The 17,567-nt window shown below is 28.6% G+C and carries 13 protein-coding genes, 1 riboswitch and 1 other annotated feature; all 13 genes read right to left on the bottom strand.

What is annotated here, in order from left to right; genetic code table 11:
* Positions 1 to 64: 64 nt before the first annotated feature.
* A complete protein-coding gene (locus tag Q3223_RS13810; RefSeq protein WP_054277637.1) occupies positions 65 to 2,731 on the bottom strand; it encodes a valine--tRNA ligase in 2,667 nt (888 codons plus the stop codon).
* Between the two features lie 76 nt (positions 2,732 to 2,807).
* Positions 2,808 to 3,069: a binding site (T-box leader), on the bottom strand.
* 310 nt (positions 3,070 to 3,379) lie between these two features.
* Complete coding sequence (locus Q3223_RS13805) at positions 3,380 to 4,207, bottom strand: polysaccharide deacetylase family protein (protein WP_074179343.1); 828 nt, start codon at positions 4,205 to 4,207, stop codon at positions 3,380 to 3,382.
* 47 nt (positions 4,208 to 4,254) lie between these two features.
* The gene (locus Q3223_RS13800; protein WP_054271706.1) at positions 4,255 to 5,691 is read right to left on the bottom strand and encodes a [Fe-Fe] hydrogenase large subunit C-terminal domain-containing protein; all 1,437 of its coding nucleotides are present in this window, start codon (positions 5,689 to 5,691) and stop codon (positions 4,255 to 4,257) included.
* 83 nt (positions 5,692 to 5,774) lie between these two features.
* Positions 5,775 to 6,647, bottom strand: a complete 873-nt coding sequence (locus Q3223_RS13795) for an aromatic acid exporter family protein (RefSeq protein ID WP_054271707.1) — start codon at positions 6,645 to 6,647, stop codon at positions 5,775 to 5,777.
* A gap of 158 nt (positions 6,648 to 6,805) precedes the next feature.
* Entirely contained in the window at positions 6,806 to 7,459 is a 654-nt protein-coding gene (gene phoU / locus Q3223_RS13790) for a phosphate signaling complex protein PhoU (protein WP_054271708.1), read from the bottom strand.
* Positions 7,460 to 7,486: 27 nt separating this feature from the next.
* Positions 7,487 to 8,251 carry a phosphate ABC transporter ATP-binding protein PstB gene (pstB, locus tag Q3223_RS13785; protein WP_054271709.1) on the bottom strand — a complete coding sequence of 255 codons (765 nt, stop codon included), beginning with the start codon at positions 8,249 to 8,251 and terminating at the stop codon, positions 7,487 to 7,489.
* 18 nt (positions 8,252 to 8,269) lie between these two features.
* Entirely contained in the window at positions 8,270 to 9,094 is an 825-nt protein-coding gene (pstA, locus tag Q3223_RS13780) for a phosphate ABC transporter permease PstA (protein ID WP_054271710.1), read from the bottom strand.
* Position 9,095: 1 nt separating this feature from the next.
* Entirely contained in the window at positions 9,096 to 10,013 is a 918-nt protein-coding gene (gene pstC, locus Q3223_RS13775) for a phosphate ABC transporter permease subunit PstC (protein WP_054271711.1), read from the bottom strand.
* A gap of 340 nt (positions 10,014 to 10,353) precedes the next feature.
* Entirely contained in the window at positions 10,354 to 11,034 is a 681-nt protein-coding gene (locus Q3223_RS13770; RefSeq protein WP_021386210.1) for a response regulator transcription factor, read from the bottom strand.
* A 49-nt stretch (positions 11,035 to 11,083) separates the two neighbouring features.
* Positions 11,084 to 13,099, bottom strand: coding sequence for a sensor histidine kinase (locus Q3223_RS13765; protein ID WP_219673676.1), 2,016 nt, complete (start codon positions 13,097 to 13,099; stop codon positions 11,084 to 11,086).
* A gap of 71 nt (positions 13,100 to 13,170) precedes the next feature.
* A complete protein-coding gene (locus Q3223_RS13760) occupies positions 13,171 to 13,848 on the bottom strand; it encodes a response regulator transcription factor (RefSeq protein ID WP_054271713.1) in 678 nt (225 codons plus the stop codon).
* 574 nt (positions 13,849 to 14,422) lie between these two features.
* A riboswitch (cyclic di-GMP riboswitch) is annotated at positions 14,423 to 14,506 on the bottom strand.
* 231 nt (positions 14,507 to 14,737) lie between these two features.
* On the bottom strand, positions 14,738 to 15,571 hold the full coding sequence (locus Q3223_RS13755; RefSeq protein ID WP_054271715.1) for a phosphate ABC transporter substrate-binding protein: 834 nt from the start codon (positions 15,569 to 15,571) through the stop codon (positions 14,738 to 14,740).
* Between the two features lie 202 nt (positions 15,572 to 15,773).
* Positions 15,774 to 17,558, bottom strand: coding sequence for an oligoendopeptidase F (pepF, locus tag Q3223_RS13750; RefSeq protein ID WP_284182423.1), 1,785 nt, complete (start codon positions 17,556 to 17,558; stop codon positions 15,774 to 15,776).
* Positions 17,559 to 17,567 lie beyond the last annotated feature (9 nt).

Below are 17,567 nucleotides of genomic sequence, written 5' to 3'. Positions count from 1 at the left end.
GAAAGAAAAACATACAAAAAGTACAGATTACGTACTTTTTGTATGTTTTTATTAACTCTAGTATTTATTTTATTTTAGATTCTAAATTTGTTAATCTTTCATCAACAGATTTAATCATTTCTTCAAATTTTTCTTTTTTAGCTTTTTCTTCTTCAATTAAACTTTCAGGAGCTTTTGCTAAGAATCCTTGGTTTGCAAGTTTTCCATTAACTCTCTTTATTTCTCCCTCTAATTTTTTCTTTTCTTTAGATAATCTCTCAATTTCTTTTTCAAAGTCAACTAGTTCATTAAGAGGTATAAATATTTCAACACCATCAATAACTACTCCAACTGCATCTTCTGGAACATTAGATTTATCTTTTGCTATTTCAACATTTGAAGCAGATGCTAAAGTTATAAAATAATCTTTACCAAGTTCAATAGCTTCTACCTTTTCTTCACTTGGTACTATTATCAACTTAGCTTTCTTAGAAGGTGGTACATTCATTTCTGCTCTCACATTTCTTATACTTCTTATACCTTCCATCAATAAATTCATCATTTCTTCTTCTTCAACCATATTATCTTCTTCATTATATTTTGGCCACTCAGATACTATTATACATCCTTCAACAGTAGGAAGGTAAGTGTATATCTCCTCTGTTATAAATGGCATATATGGATGTAATAATTTTAATATCTTTTCAAGAACATAAGTCAATGTGTATAATGCTGCAGACTTAGCATCTGTATCTTCTCCATATAATCTAGGTTTAACCATTTCAATATACCAGTCACAGTACTCTGACCAAGTGAAATCATATATCTTTTGAAGTGCTATTCCTAAATCAAACTTATCCATGTTATTAGTTGCTTCTTTTACAATATTATTTGCTCTTGATATTATCCATTTATCTGCTAGAGTTAAATTATCTTTAACACTTTCTCTAGTTATGTTTTTAATTATATCTTCATCAATATTCATAAATACAAATCTTGATGCATTCCACAATTTATTAGCAAAGTTTCTAGCAAATTCTACTCTTTCCATATAAAATCTCATATCATTTCCTGGGGAATTTCCAGTTGTTAATGTAAATCTTAGTGCATCAGCTCCATATTGCTCGATTATCTCTAATGGGTCAATACCATTTCCTAAAGATTTACTCATCTTTCTACCTTGAGAATCTCTTACTAATCCATGAACTAATACATGGTCAAATGGCTTCTCATTCATACAGAACATACCTGCAAAAGCCATTCTAACTACCCAGAAGAATATTATATCATATCCTGTAACAAGTACACTTGTTGGGTAATAGTAGTCTAAAGCTTCAGTTTTATTTGGCCATCCTAGAGTAGAGAAAGGCCATAGTGCAGAACTAAACCAAGTATCTAATGCATCTTCATCTTGTTTAAAATGAGTGCTTCCACATTTAGGACATTTATCAGGCATTTGTTTTGCTACTACTATTTCTCCACATTCTTGACAATAATAAGCTGGTATTTGATGACCCCACCATAATTGTCTTGATATACACCAATCTCTTATATTTTCTAACCATTGTAAATAAGTTTTATCAAATTTTTCTGGAACAAATTCTAGTTCTCCATTTTTAAGAATATCTATAGCTGGTTTTGCAAGTTCATCCATCTTAACAAACCATTGCTCTGATAATCTAGGCTCAACTATTGTATGGCATCTATAACAAGTTCCTACATTATGATTATGCTCTTTTATGTTAATTAGGTAACCTTGCTCTTTTAAGTCTGATACGATAGCTTTTCTACACTCAAATCTATCCATACCTTCATATTTTCCACAAACTTCATTCATAGTTCCATCTTCATTCATAGTATTTAACTGTTCAAGATTATGTCTTAATCCTACTTCAAAATCATTAGGGTCATGTGCTGGAGTCATCTTAACTGCACCAGTTCCAAACTCTAAGTCAACATAACTATCTGCAACTATTGGAAGTTCTCTTCCTACTAATGGAAGTATTGCTGTTTTTCCTATTAAGTGTTTGTATCTATCGTCTTCTGGATTTACTGCTATACCAGTATCTCCTATCATTGTCTCAGGTCTAGTTGTAGCTATTTCTAAGAAATCCTCACTATCTTTTAGTGGATATTTTATATGATAAAAGTTTCCGTCATGTTCTTCATGTTCAACTTCTGCATCTGATAAAGTAGTTTTACAATCTGGGCACCAGTTTATTATTCTATTTCCTCTGTATATATGACCTTTTTCATACAATTTTACAAAGAATTCTATAACTGCTTCATTACACCCTTCATCCATAGTAAATCTCTCTTTATCCCAATCGCAAGAATCTCCTAATTGCTTAAGCTGATTAGATATCTTTCCTCCAAATTCATCTTTCCATTCCCAAGCTCTCTTTAGAAATTCATCTCTACCTATTTCATACTTTGTTTTACCTTCTTCTTTTTTTATTCTTTCAACAACTTTAACTTCAGTTGCTATAGAAGCATGGTCTGTTCCTGGAAGCCAAAAAGCTTCATACCCATCCATACGCTTCCATCTAATTAATATATCTTGAAGTGTATGGTCAAGAGCGTGTCCCATATGCAATTGTCCTGTTATGTTTGGTGGTGGCATCATTATTGTAAATGGCTTTTTATCTGGGTTTGGTTTAGATTTAAAATACCCCTCGTCCATCCATTTTTTATATAACCTAGCCTCAAAATCTTTTGGATTATAAGTTTTTGATAAGTTCGTATTTTCCATTGTCTTGCCTCCTATATTTTTATAAATAAATTTTTAAAATATCTCTAGAAATAAAAAAGAGCCCTTCATCCTCTTTAAAAAGGACGAAAAGCTCGCGTTACCACCTTAATTCCAAAGCTTAAAACACATTAATATATAACTAAATATTACTTAATGTTATTTTATCAACTTTGACTCTCAAAGAATTTAACGGTTCTAACCGTCTAAACTTACTAACAGTTCAGTTTAGAAACTCCAAAGCTACATTCAGTAAACCTTATACTTAGAAAATCTTACAGCCAATGAATTTTCCTCTCTTTTAGTAGTATTTACTTACTCCTCTTCTTCTCAGTCTTTAATGTTACATATTATTATATACAAATATTATTCTTTTTGTCAATTATTTTTATTTTATTTTTTCTGAATTTTCTCAATTATCTTTTTATATTTTATGATAATTGTTATTTTCTATACCATCTTTCCAACTTATTTTATCATGACAGTAAATTATACTATTATTTTGTTTAAATCTTAACAGTATTTTCTTAATTTTAAATTATATTTTCTTTATATTTCCTTTATTATTCTATATTTTTTATATTCTATTTTATAAATTATATGTTTTATTTCATAAATAATTTACTTTATTTTTTACTATATTTAAATTTATTATAAGTTTTCTTGCCAGAAATTTTTAGGTGTGATATTCTCTGTAATCGGTAATATTGTATATCCTCTCTCTTTTAAAATTCTTATAATGTTATTTAGAGCATTTAAACTTTGTTCTTTCTCATGAATTAACACTACCAATTCATCTCTTTTTCTTCCATAATACAATATATTACTAACTATTTGACTTGTAGAAGATTTCCAATCTTGTGTATCCAAATTCCAATCCCAAATTAAGTAATCATTTGCCATAAGTTTACTATATGAACCTTCTGGCATATATGGCTTACTTCCATATGGCAATCTTATTAATTTTGAGCTCTGACCAGTTATATCTTGTAAAGTATCATTACATGTATTAAACTCACCAACTGTTACGTCTGGGCTTTTATATAGCTTATGTATATCATGACTTACACTATGAAAACCTATTGAATTTTTTTCTTCTAATACTCTTTTTACTTCTTCCTTATGGTTTTTCATATTTTGATTAAGCATGAAAAATGTCGCTTTGACATCATTTTCTTTTAAAATATCAAGAAGTGCATTTGTATATTTTGATGGTCCATCATCTATTGTTATGTATGCTACTTTTTCAGAAGTAGCTCCTGGCCCTTTTGTTTCCTCTTGAGATGCTTTATACATAATTTCTCCTAAAGTATTATTTTGAGAAAGTAATTCTAGTGTATTTTCATCTTTTGTGCTTATATTTTGGACTGGAACATTATTAATTTTTTCTTCTAATAATGTTCCAGTTAAAATTAAAACAGCTATAAGAAATATCCTTATAATTACATGAAAAGCAGTCTTATTATCTTTAATTTTCATCCCCCATATCTCCCTTTTATAAAAGCATAAGTTTAAGAGTAAAAAAATTATTTTTTATACTTATTCTCTTTCTTATTGCTTTTTATATCTCTACTAAATATTTTTTTAACTTTTTCTTCTTCCTTTTCTCCTAAAGAGTCTACTCTTTTGATTCCCAAAGAAGTTAAAAATTGTAATACATTTAAATTGTCAAACGGAGTTTCCATATTTGTACTTTCACTATATTCATCGACATTTTTAGTTCCTTCTTCTACACTTAGAATACGCTTAGGACCTCCCACACAGCCTCCTACACACCCCATTCCTTCTATAAATGTAGCTTCTATCTCATTATTTAAAACTTTCTTTAAACCGTCCATACATTCTTTTGTTCCTTCAAATGCTTTTTCTTCAAATTTTATGTTTTTGTCAATTCTTCTAACTGATAATTTAACCGCTTTACTTACACCTCCTGTTCTAGCATAAACTCTACCTGAAAGGGATGCCTCTACTCTATTACTTTCATCCATTATCGCTGGATTTAACTCTAATGCATCAAATATTTCTTGTAACTCTTTAAATGTAAGCACAAAATCAACTGCATCCTTTATATCTTCTAACATTGCTTCTTTCTTTTTCGCCATGCAAGGACCTATGAATACAACTTTAGCATCTGGATTCAAAATTTTTACAGCTCTACCACAAGCAATCATAGGAGAAACAGATGGCGATACATTCTCCAATATTTGAGGAAAACTATTCTGTATCAAACTGACCCAAATAGGACAGCAACAACTAGTTATAAAGCATCCTTCTTCATCTTTTTTCATATGTTCGTAATAGTCATATGCTTCTTTTGCAGTAAGCATATCCGCCGCCAAAGCAACTTCTATCATATCTTCAAAGCCTATCTTTTTTAATGCAGTTCTTAATTTACCAGGGCTTACATCTTTTCCAAACTGACCTACAAAAGCTGGTGCTACTATTGCATATACGGGACTCTTTATGTCTTTTAACAATTTTATCATTGGTATAAATTCTATCTTATCTGATATTGCACCCAACTTACATCTTGATACACAATCACCACAAGCACTACATACATCTTCCTCATTACAATTAATATGCTTGCTTCTTATTTTACATGACTTATCTTCCTTATTATTTTCATCACAATATTTACAAGCATCTGATATTATAGATATTATTGGTCTTTTGACTTCATCTAAATTTACAGCTTCATGTAGTGTATCTTTTAAATTTTTGTCTGTGTCTCCTGTTACATCTAATCCCATAGTCACCCTAATTAAATTTACCATAGTATCTTTATCAAATTTTTCACCAAAATTAGTTTTTAAATTTTCATTTAAGTTTTCATTTAATATTTTTTCAGGTAAGTTTTCAATATCCTCTGTATCATCATTCCAAACTGCCTTTACAAGTTCTCCAAAAAGCTTCATCTTATATATTTCTAATATTTTAGAATTATCATTTCTAGTATCCATAAAAAATAGTACCTCCGTAAATTAAACTTCTATATGTTTAATATTTACAAAGATACTATTTTTTATTTATTATTTACTTACTATTATTGATATAATTTATTTAATTTCTTTAACATCTCTATTTCAAGCATTATTTTCATTAAATGATAGTTGAATACAGGACTTTTTTCTTCATCTATATTCCAGTCTAATTCATCTACATTATATATTTTCTTAAGGTATTTATATGTATGCTCCTTCAAATAAAGTTTATTTTCTAGTAACTCTATAGACTGCATGTGAAAATGTATCTCTCTACATATCCTTAAGGCATTCTCAATTTTTTCTATATTAGTTTCACTCAAACTATAATCCAACTCATCAATAAGTTTTGAGTATATTTCTTCTAATTTTTCTACTTCTTCTTCAAATCTCTCTACATCTAAATTATTTTTTCTGAGTATTTTATCTTCAATAAGTAACATTGAAAGTTCTTCTATCTTTTTAAATTCATCTATAACACTATTTAGATAATTTGGTCTAGCAACATAATAATTAACAAGTACCCCAAATAAAACACCTACAGATGTATCTAATACTCTATGTAAAGAATAATATACAGGGTCATTATTACCTACACCTAAATGTATAGCCAGAAAGGTTACACAAGCAACTACTACTGACTTTATTTTAAACAGATTACATAAATATATTGAGCACATTACTCCTAGACCACATAAAAATGGGTCTCCAGCTTTAGTGATGGCAAATATGAATCCTATTATACCACCTAAAATAGTACCTTCCACTCTATTGATTCCTGTTTTTAAAGAACCTTTTACTGTATCTTGAACAGAAATTATACATGCTACCAAAGAATAAAACATATTCTCAACTAAATAGTCACCAAGAAGCATACATAAAGTTACACTAATTCCTGTCTTTATGGTTCTCATACCCATCTTTTGAAGTTTCAAAGTTCCACCTCCTAAAAAGCACCTTATATAAAATACGCATCCTCATATTTAATATGTTCCTAGTATATCACAATTTTTTAAATTTACCCATTAATCATATTTTTTTATCAATTACTTCTTAATTTAGACAATAAAAAAACTGCTTTAAAGCAGTTTTTTTATCCTATCTCTACCATTTTACCTTCAATTGCAAAAATTATCTTTTCACATACATTTGTTATGTGGTCTCCAATTCGTTCAAGGTATCTTCCTATAAGTAAAAGTTTTACTCCTTGGTCTATAGTATTCGTATTTTCATGCATTATTTTTAGACAATCAATTTGTACTTGTTCATACAAACCATCTACAATATCATCTTTAGTTCCTACATCATAAGCTATACTTGCATCAAATAAGATTAAAGCTTCTCTAGTCTGAGACATCATATCCTTACACTCTTTTGCCATCTTAGGAATATCTATCAGCTCTTTTATATAAGCTTCTCCACCTATTTTCAACATTTCTCTAGCTATGTTGGCTGCATAATCTCCTATTCTTTCTAACTCTATTGATATATTTCCTAATGAATAGATAAATCTTAAGTCTCTTGCCATTGGTTGCTTTAATACTATTAGTTCTATACTTTTATCTCTTATCTCTTCTCTCAATTTATTTATCTCTTCATCATTTTCTACTACTTTTCTTGCACCCTCTAAATCCTTCTCTATCATACAAGTCACAGACTTTTCTATTGCTTCTTCACATTTTTCCATCATAAGTACTGTTTGTTCCTTTAAAGTATCAATACTTATATCTAAGCTATTATTGACCATTGTCTAACTCCTTTATAGTTATATATTTTAACCAAATCTACCTGTTATATAGTCTTCTGTTCTTTTATCTACAGGAGTGGTAAACATAGTTTTTGTATCACTAAATTCTATAACCTCTCCATTTAAGAAAAAAGCTGTTTCATCTGATATACGAGCAGCTTGCTGCATATTATGAGTAACTATGACTATTGTGTAGTCTTTTTTTAAGTCTTCTATAAGTTCCTCAACTTTTAATGTTGAAATTGGGTCTAAGGCAGATGTAGGTTCATCCATTAGAATAACTTCTGGTCTCATAGCAATTGCTCTTGCTATACATATACGTTGTTGTTGTCCACCAGACAGTCCTAATGCAGATGATTTAAGTCTATCTTTAACCTCATCCCAAATAGCTGCCCCTTTCAAACTCTCTTCTACAATCTTATCTAATTGTTTCTTATCTCTTAGTCCCTGTGTACGAGGACCATATGCAACATTATCATATATACTCATAGGAAATGGATTTGGTTTTTGAAATACCATCCCTACTTTAGTACGAAGATTTATTACATCATCTGAAGTATATATGTCTTCTCCATCCACAAAGATGTTTCCTTTAATCGTTACATCTTCTATTAGGTCATTCATTCTGTTTAATGTTCTTATAAAAGTTGATTTTCCACATCCAGATGGTCCTATTAAAGCAGTAACTTTATTTTCTTTTATATCCATATTTATTTTATTTAATGCTTGCTTGTCACCATAAAATAAATCCAAATCTTTTACACTCATTTTTATCTTATCGATTAATTCCATTATTCACACCTCTTAAATTTAATAATTAGCCTTATTTAATTTCTTAGCGACAAATCTTGCTAGCATGTTTAGTGCTAATACAATTACTATCAAAACAATTCCTATACTAGCTGCTGTTGCTATATCTCCACTCTCTTTAGTTAGCAAGTATGAGTGTACAGTTAGTGTTCTTGCACTATCAAATATTCCACCTGGCATCTTAGCTACAGTACCTGCTGTAAGTAAGATTGCAGCTGATTCCCCAATTATACGACCAACCGACAAGATTACTCCTGATAAGATTCCTGGTATCGCACTTGGAAGTACTACCTTGTATAAAGTCTGAAATTTAGTAGCCCCTAATGCTAATGATGATTCTCTATATGCTTGAGGAACTGTCTTTAAAGCTTCTTCTGTTGTACGAATTATTACTGGTAAAATTATTATTGCTACTGTAAGAGAACCTGCAACTATTGAGTATCCCATTTTTAATGTAACAACAAAGAAAATTCCTCCAAATAATCCATACACTATAGATGGTATTCCTGATAAACTTTCAGTTGCAAATCTTATTGCTGTAACTGCTTTTCCTTTTTTTGCATACTCTTGCAAATATATAGCAGCTAAGATTCCTATAGGAGTTGCTACAACTATAGAAACTACTACTGTGTATAATGTTGTAATTATCATTGGAAGTATACCACCATCACCTGATGCTGAATAATTGCTAAATAAGAAATTAAAATTCATATTTCCAATTCCCTTTATAAATATAAATCCTACTATGACTACTAACGATACTATTGTAAATAGTGCTGATAGGTATACTAATAACTTTAATGTATTTTCTCTGAACTTTCTCATCCTAATTTACCGCCTTATTTGAAAGTTTATTTAAAACTAAGTTTAAGATTAATATAAATGTGAACAATACTACTCCAGTTGCAAATAGCATTTCTTGATGTGTACCAAACGCATATCCCATTTCAAGTGCTATATTAGTTGTAAGTGGTCTTACACTATCTGTTATTGAAGTTGGCATAACTGGTGAGTTCCCTGCAACAAGTATTACTGCCATTGTTTCTCCTAAAGCTCTTCCTACTCCTAATACCACTGCAGCTAATACTCCAGATTTTGCAGCTGGTAATACAACTTTAAATATTGTTTCTATTTTTGATGCACCAAGTGCTAATGAACCTTCTTTATATGCTTTTGGTACTGCTCTTATAGCTGTTTCTGATACAGATATTATTGTTGGTAACATCATTACTGCTAATACTATTACTATTGCTAATAAACTTTGACCTTTTGGAAGATTGAATATGTTTTGTATCATTGGAACTATCACCGCAAGACCAAATACACCATATAATACTGAAGGTATACCTGCTAGAAGTTCAACTGCTGGTGACATTATTTTTGCTAATCTCTTAGGTGCTACTTCTGCTATAAATATAGATGTTAATATTCCTACTGGTACTCCTATCACAAGTGCTCCAAGTGTTGCAAATATTGAAGCTACTATCATAGATGATATTCCAAATTTATTAGCAGAAGGAACCCAATCTGCACCAGTTAAAAAATCTATAAATGAGTATCCCTCAAATATAAATGGTCTTAGACCTTTATAAAATACAAATCCTATTATCAAAAGTAAACTTGCAACTGCTACCAAAGCACTAAGTAGAAAAATATTTTTTGCTACTTTTTCAACTATATATTTTGTCTTGTTGCCATTATTGTCATTTTTTTCTAAACCTACTAACCTAGATTTTACTATCATAATATCCTCCCATTAAAATATACTTATCGATTTTAATTCTGTATTCAAAATTTAAATTTTTATAATTCGTATCAATTAAATTTTCTATACTTTTATTCTACTTTTTTTAAGTTAAATCTATATTAGGATTAAGTTAAACAAGTGTAAAATTATATTCACTTTTTTAACATCGATTTTACTTTTAGAACTATTTTTGACATTTAGTTTACATTATGATGTTATTTGATTATATTAAAATAGCAGATATAAGTAATAATACATTTTCCATGTAACTCATTACTTATATCTGCTACTGATATTTATTAATTAAATTTAGTCCTTTATAACCTATACATTCATATTATTCCTTATTAAAATAGTATCCTGCTCCTCTTATTGTTATAATTTTTTGAGGATTTTTATAATCTTTTTCTATTTTCTTTCTCAATCCGTTCACTGCAACTACTACACTATAATTATCTTCTAAATATTCATTTAACCACACATGTTCATATATCTCTTTAGTAGTTAATGTCTTTTCGGGATTCTCTATAAAATAATTTAATAATTTATTTTCTGTTGGAGTTAATTTTATTATTTTGTCTTCTAATTTTATTACTCCACTAGTTCTATTATATTCCTCTAATTTCGAATTACTTTCATTGCTATTAACATATGAATTTACTCTTCTTAAAATTGCTTTTACTTTTGCATATAAAATTTCCAGATTTAGAGGTTTAATTAAGTAATCATCTCCGCCAGAATTTAAGGCATTTAAAATGCTTTGGTCTTCATTTATATAAGTCATATAAACAATTGGACAAGTAGTTACATTTCTTATTTTCTTACAAAGAGTCCATCCATCACCATCAGTTAGGATTATCTCTAAAAATATTAAATCATATCTATTGCTAAATATTTTTCCAATAGCTTCTTCACAGCTATATGCTAAATCTATAGTTATCCCTTTTCCTTCTAAAAAGTTTTTCAATTCCTGGCAATTATTCTTGTCTCCATCTATTATTAATATCTTAGTTTGCATTATAATCACTCCTAAATATCATTATTCTTTTATATTAAATAACCCATTATTATGAAAAACATAGACTTAATTTTATTGTAAAAACAGTTCCTTTTCCTAACTGCGAATCTACAAAAACTTCTCCATTATGTTCTTTTATAATGGACTTTACAATATATAACCCTAACCCTTGACCTGTTGAAATGTCAGTATCTCTTGCTGTAAAGAATCGTTCAAATATCTTTGGTATATTTTCTGGTGGTATTCCTTTCCCATTATCAGAAACCTTAATAACTGCAAATCCATCTTCTTTATTCATTGACAAACTTATCTTCCCATCATATGAAGTAAAGCTTAAAGCATTATAAATTAAATTTTCAAATGCTCTAGCCAATCTTTCTTTATTTATCTTTGCATATATTTTTTTATCTAATATACTCAATTCAAAATTTACACCACATGCTTGTGTGTCTGGTAAGTTATTTTCATATATCTCTTTGATGAAATCATTTAGACATATCTTCTCACTAAGACCAATTTCTTTATCTTGTGATGTAAATTCTTGTAGACTACGTACTCTATTCTGTACCTCATTTGATTTTTGATTTATGGCATATAGATAAGATTTTGTCTCTTCATCTACATGAATATTACCAACCTTTATTAAATCTATAAATGCCTGTATAGCTGAAACAGGTGCCTTTAAATCATGAGCTACATCAGCCAAAAACTTTTTACGTTCATTTAATAGTGTTGTAAGTTCACTAGTTCTTACTTCAACTTCATGTTCAAGATTCTTTGTGAGTTTTTCATTTTCCTTTATTATCATCCTGTTCCTATGTATCATCATAATAGAAAATAAAATTACAATTATAAATCCACAGTATTCTGTTTGCCATCCAGTAAATATAGGCTCAAACCTATTACTCGTTACTGCATCAAATAATATGCTAATACCAAACACAATGTTCACTGAAACTAAAATATAAGAACTTATATGTTTAGAGCATGTCCTTTTGTAGATTGAAACTAGTGAAGACACAAAGATATAAATAAATACAATATATTTATATATATCTATTAATTTTCCATACATGTCAACAAAATATATATCATATGGGAGAAGAACAACTGGTATCACAATAGATATGATACACATTGTAATTCCTAATGGCAAAATTAAAAATCTATATCCTTTATTTTCTTCTATTTTTGATATACTCCCATTTATACAAATAATACATAAGACTGCTATAAAATATGATGCATCTTCAACTGCATATGTAAAGTTTACTAAGGGAAGTCCCAGTAAATGTACAAAAGGATATGAGACATGTATTGCAAAGAAAATACACATACATCCAAAATAAAAGTAGAGTTTGCTTTTTTTTGATAAAAACCAAACAGCTAGTGAAAATACAGCTATTGCAAAAGTTGTGAAACAAATTATACTATAAAAAAGTAATCTATAAAATATCATATTACTTATATCTTTTGTTTCTCCTAATGCAGGTGGATAATACATACCACTATAATAATGTGAGAAATTAGAAACATTGATTATAATTTCTGTATCTTTCTTTGCTACAAAACTCACTACTGAATTTTTAATTTTTGGTCTATATTTTTCTGTTCCTACCTCTCCCAGTTTAGAAACTATTTCTCCATTTATCCATACTTCACTTGCACAAAAAATTTCAGGAATCTCTAGACTCAACACCTTATCCTTACCTTCATTTTTTATCTTCATACGATAAGTTGCATTGCCATATGGTGACTGATTCTCTTTTCTCATAGAAAAATCTGGATATTGACCTATAAAAATGTATTCTGGTTCTATATGTTGCTTTATAAAATCATTCGGTTTAAATATTTTATGATTATAAAACTCCCAGTCATCTATTAGGAAAACAAGTTTATTTTTAGTAAAAGTATCATTATTTATAGTTAAGATTCCATTACTTGCTCTAATAGACTTATATGTATATTTGTTATCATATTTATACAGAAGATTTAATCCTGTTATTGCCAACAGAGAGACTATCAATACAATGAGAGTTCCTTTTAGTATGTTATACTTTTTCATTGCATCAACCACATCTCTTTCATAGTAGTACTAAATAAAACAAGAACTATTTATTGATTACAGCATCTCACTTACGGTACAAACTTATATCCTTTTCCCCATACGGTTTGAATGTATTGATGTTCTCTGCTTAAAGAATTAATTTTTTTCCTCATCTGTGCAATATGAACCTGTACTGTATGTTGTTCTCCAATATCAGGCATTTTCCAAACTTGATTATATATTTCTATTTTTGAGAATACTTGTTCTTTATTTTCAGCTAGAAACAGCAGTATTTCAAACTCCATGGTGGTTAAGTCGATACTTTTTTCGTCAAAAGTTACTTTTCTTGAATTCACATTTATTACTAAAGATGAAAACTTTAACACATTAGGAACTGATGTAATATTTTTATATTGCCTCATACGCGCATATATTCTAAGTTCAAGTTCTTTTAAGCTATATGGCTTTGTTATATAATCATCCCCTCCAGCTAAAAATCCCTGAACTCTTTCTTCCTCATGTTCATAATTAGATAAAAATATTATAGGTATGTTAACCTTTTCTTTTATAGCATTGCATACTTTATATCCATCTAAGTCTGGCAATGAAATATCTAGAATTATACAATCTAAAACCACACTTTCTACTATCTTCATAGCACTTTTAGCTGTCTTAGATGTATATACATTAAAACCTATATTTGAAAAATAAATTTGATTTATATTTAAAATATCAACATCATCATCTACAACTAGTAAGTTATACATTACACCACTCCATTCAAAAATATTTCAATCATAGTCTCAGATTTTAATTATTACAAATTATGATGTTTTATTTTTTATATAACTGGTATTATTATTTTATAATATCTTTACAAACTAGACTATAAAACTTAAGTATTTTTGAATAATTCTTGAATATTGTATTAAATATTAAGATTCATTATTAAATACTAATCAAAGTCTCCGATTGTTGGAAAATGGAGCTTAAAGCAATTTTATATTATAAATTTATTATTTCTCTAGAAACTTGTCAATAAGCCAGTTTGAGTATTGATTTATATGGTTTATATAGTTATAATATAAAATAAATTGGATTATTTTGGTAAATGTATTGTTACAAAATGTTTATATTTCATGTCTTAATATTTATAAAGACTTTATTTTTTTATTATAATTGCATTATACTTTTTTAAAAATTCCCCTTTTCCAACAAATGGCTACTTTAAAAGCCAAATTTCCACGTATCAAATTAAATCTAACTACTAATGCAATAGCTTTTAGATTTTTAAATATTTTTGTTAAATTTAAAACAAAAAAAGGCTATGCAATATAAGATTATATTCATAGCCGGTTGCACCACTAACTCCATATACCTCTAGATGCCCAATAATAAGGTATACTTCTCAGTTTCTAAAATATTTTTGTTAAAAAATTTTAATACATTTTAATAAATTTCCTTTTTATTCTAACATTGTAATATTATTTTGTCAATATTCCAATATTCTTCAGAGATAATGTACTAAAATATCTATTATGTAATTAAAATGTTTATATTTATACCACCAATAATAGACAATACCCTGCAAATAAGCAACATTTTTAGGTGCTTATCTTGCAGGGTACTATATCTATTTTATATTAAATATTCATCTTATTGATTAACTTTAATAAATCCTTTTTCTGAAACAAGAGCTTGTCCTTCATCACTTAATATATAATCTATTAAAGCTTTGCCTTTTTCTGATAAGTTATCTTCTTTATTAACTAGTATAAATGGTCTTGATATTGGATATTTATTAGCTATTACATTGGCATCAGTTGCTTCAACATCATTTACTTTTAAACTATTCACTTTTTCATCAACATATCCAAATGATATATATCCTATAGCATTTTCATTTCCTTCAACTGTAGTTTTTATATTTCCTGAACCATCACTTATTTGTGCATCTTTAGTTAATTCTTCTGACTTGAATCCTACAATTTCTTGGAATCCATCTCTAGTTCCTGAACCTTCTTCTCTTGATACAATTACTATTGGTGCATCATTTCCTCCTACATCTTTCCAGTTAGTTATCTTTCCTGTATAAATACCTTTAACATCATCCATTGTTAGATTTTTTACTGGGTTAGCAGTATTAGTTATTAATGCTATTCCATCTATTGCTATCTTAGTTTCCTTTAATCCAGCACTTTTTTCTTCATCTTTTAAATCTCTTGAACTCATCCCTATCTCAGATGTTCCTTCCATAGCATTTTTTATACCTCCAGAAGAACCAATCTGTTGTACTTCTACACTAACACCTTCATTTTTTTCTTGAAACTTTTCTCCTATAGTTTCCATAAGAGGACCTATTGAAGTTGAACCTGAAACGGAAACCTTATTTGAGTCTCCTGAACCTCCTGAACCAGAGCCACATCCTACTGCTAAAACTCCAACTAACATTGTACTAGCTAAAAGAACTCCTATTTTCTTTTTAAACATTTCACTTACCCCCGCTTATATTTTAATTTTTTTGTTTTCATATTTTCTATATTTTAATAATACATATTTTTTGTTAAGTGAATATTAGAGCGAGGTTAAGTAAGTGTAAATATTGTTAAATGCATGTAAAAATTTAATTTCATAGGGTATATTCTAAATTAGTTTAATTTTTTTAAGTTATCTTTGATTGATTTATTATATTCTATAACTCTTTTTCTAGTTTATTAACTAAACCATCAAATACATTCAAGGCTTCCTCTATAGACTCTTTTTTTGTCATGTCTACACCAGCAGATTTTAATTGTTCTAAAGGATACTCTGACCCTCCACTTTTTAAAAAGTTTATATATCTATCTACAGCAGTACTACCTTCTGAAAGTATCTGTTGGCTTAAAGCACTTGCAGCCGAAAATCCTGTAGCATACTTATATACATAGAAGTTTGAATAAAAATGAGGGATTCTAGCCCACTCTATTCCTATTTGTTTATCTACTATTGCAGATTTTCCATAATACTTTTCATTTAATTTATAGTATATGTCAGTAAATTCATCAGCAGTAAGTGGCTCTCCACTCTCTACCCTTCCATGTACAATTTTCTCAAATTCAGCAAACATAGTTTGTCTATGAACTGTAGTCCTAAATTGTTCTAAATAATAATTTAATAGATATATAGTTTCATCTTTAGACTTAGAATTTTCTAATAAATAATTTATAAGAAGTAATTCATTTAAAGTAGATGCAACTTCTGCAACGAATATTTTATAGTCCGAATATAAAAATGGCTGACTTGTTCTTGAATAATGACTATGAACAGAATGCCCTAACTCATGAATTAAAGTAAATAGAGAATTAAGGTCATTTTTATAACTCATTAATATATAAGGATGCGAATCATAACTTCCCCAAGAATAAGCTCCTCCTTTTTTACCTTCATTATCATATACATCAATCCAACCTTCTTCAAATGCACTTTTTATAACTTTCAAGTACTCTTCTCCCAAAGGCTTAAGTGCCTCTAATATGATATCTTGTGCTTTATCATATGGTATATCCATGTCAAACTTATCTGTCAAAGGAACATATAAATCATACATGTGTATTTCATTTAGACCTAAAAATTTCTTTTTAAGTTCAACATATTTATTCAAAGTAGGGAGACTTTCATCTATAGCTGATATAAGATTATTATAGACAGCCAAACTTACATCATCTGAAAATAAAGAAGCTTCTATTGCCGAATTATATTTTCTAGTTTTTGCATAAAATATTTCTGACTTTACACCACCATAAAGTGTTGATGCAAATGTATTTTTATATTTTCCATAAGTTGAAAATACACCTTCAAAAGCGTCTTTTCTAACTCTACCATTTTTACTTTTTATAAATAAAGAGTAATTAGAATGAGAAAGCTTAACTTTATTGCCTTTTTCATCTTCAATCTCAGGAAATTCCATATCTGCATATGTTAACATATCATATATATTTTCTGGAACCGTCGATAATTCTGATGTAGCTGCAAGTATTTCTTCTTCTTTCTCACTCAAAGTGTGAGGTTTATCTCTTAATATATCCTTGATATACTTTGTATAAAAAGATAACTTCTCATCCTTTAAATATTCATTCAATTTATTCTCTTCTATAGCCAGTATTTCTGGAACTATATAAGAAGTAGCTACTCCCAAATCAGTCGATAACATCTCTGTCTTAGTAGCTCTACCTTGATTGTCATTAATTCTAGTGTCTTCATGTTGTTTCATATGAGTATATACATATAGATTTTGAACAATTCTAGATGCATTTTCAGAAATATTTAATACTTTATATAAATTCTCTTTACTCTCAGAAACTTTCCCTTTATATTCTTTTACTTCTTGAATAAGACTTTTTACTTTGCTTATATCTTTTTCGATATCTTCTTTACTAGAATACATCTTATCTATCTTCCACTTATACTTTTCTTCTATTTTACTTCTATCAGTTTCCATATAATACAC

This window comes from Clostridioides sp. GD02367, from assembly GCF_045900275.1.
GTDB classification, from domain to species: domain Bacteria; phylum Bacillota; class Clostridia; order Peptostreptococcales; family Peptostreptococcaceae; genus Clostridioides; species Clostridioides difficile_A.
This window is presented reverse-complemented; position numbering and strand designations above follow the sequence as displayed.

Bases quoted from the DNA above. Each gene is read 5' to 3' on its own strand.
- Q3223_RS13810 (WP_054277637.1), bottom strand. From the start codon at position 2,731: ATGGAAAATACGAACTTATCAAAAACTTATAATCCAAAAGATTTTGAG.
- Q3223_RS13805 (WP_074179343.1), bottom strand. From the start codon at position 4,207: ATGAAAATTAAAGATAATAAGACTGCTTTTCATGTAATTATAAGGATA.
- Q3223_RS13800 (WP_054271706.1), bottom strand. From the start codon at position 5,691: ATGGATACTAGAAATGATAATTCTAAAATATTAGAAATATATAAGATG.
- phoU (WP_054271708.1), bottom strand. From the start codon at position 7,459: ATGGTCAATAATAGCTTAGATATAAGTATTGATACTTTAAAGGAACAA.
- pstB (WP_054271709.1), bottom strand. From the start codon at position 8,251: ATGGAATTAATCGATAAGATAAAAATGAGTGTAAAAGATTTGGATTTA.
- pstA (WP_054271710.1), bottom strand. From the start codon at position 9,094: ATGAGAAAGTTCAGAGAAAATACATTAAAGTTATTAGTATACCTATCA.
- pstC (WP_054271711.1), bottom strand. From the start codon at position 10,013: ATGATAGTAAAATCTAGGTTAGTAGGTTTAGAAAAAAATGACAATAAT.
- Q3223_RS13770 (WP_021386210.1), bottom strand. From the start codon at position 11,034: ATGCAAACTAAGATATTAATAATAGATGGAGACAAGAATAATTGCCAG.
- Q3223_RS13765 (WP_219673676.1), bottom strand. From the start codon at position 13,099: ATGAAAAAGTATAACATACTAAAAGGAACTCTCATTGTATTGATAGTC.
- Q3223_RS13760 (WP_054271713.1), bottom strand. From the start codon at position 13,848: ATGTATAACTTACTAGTTGTAGATGATGATGTTGATATTTTAAATATA.
- Q3223_RS13755 (WP_054271715.1), bottom strand. From the start codon at position 15,571: ATGTTTAAAAAGAAAATAGGAGTTCTTTTAGCTAGTACAATGTTAGTT.
- pepF (WP_284182423.1), bottom strand. From the start codon at position 17,558: ATGGAAACTGATAGAAGTAAAATAGAAGAAAAGTATAAGTGGAAGATA.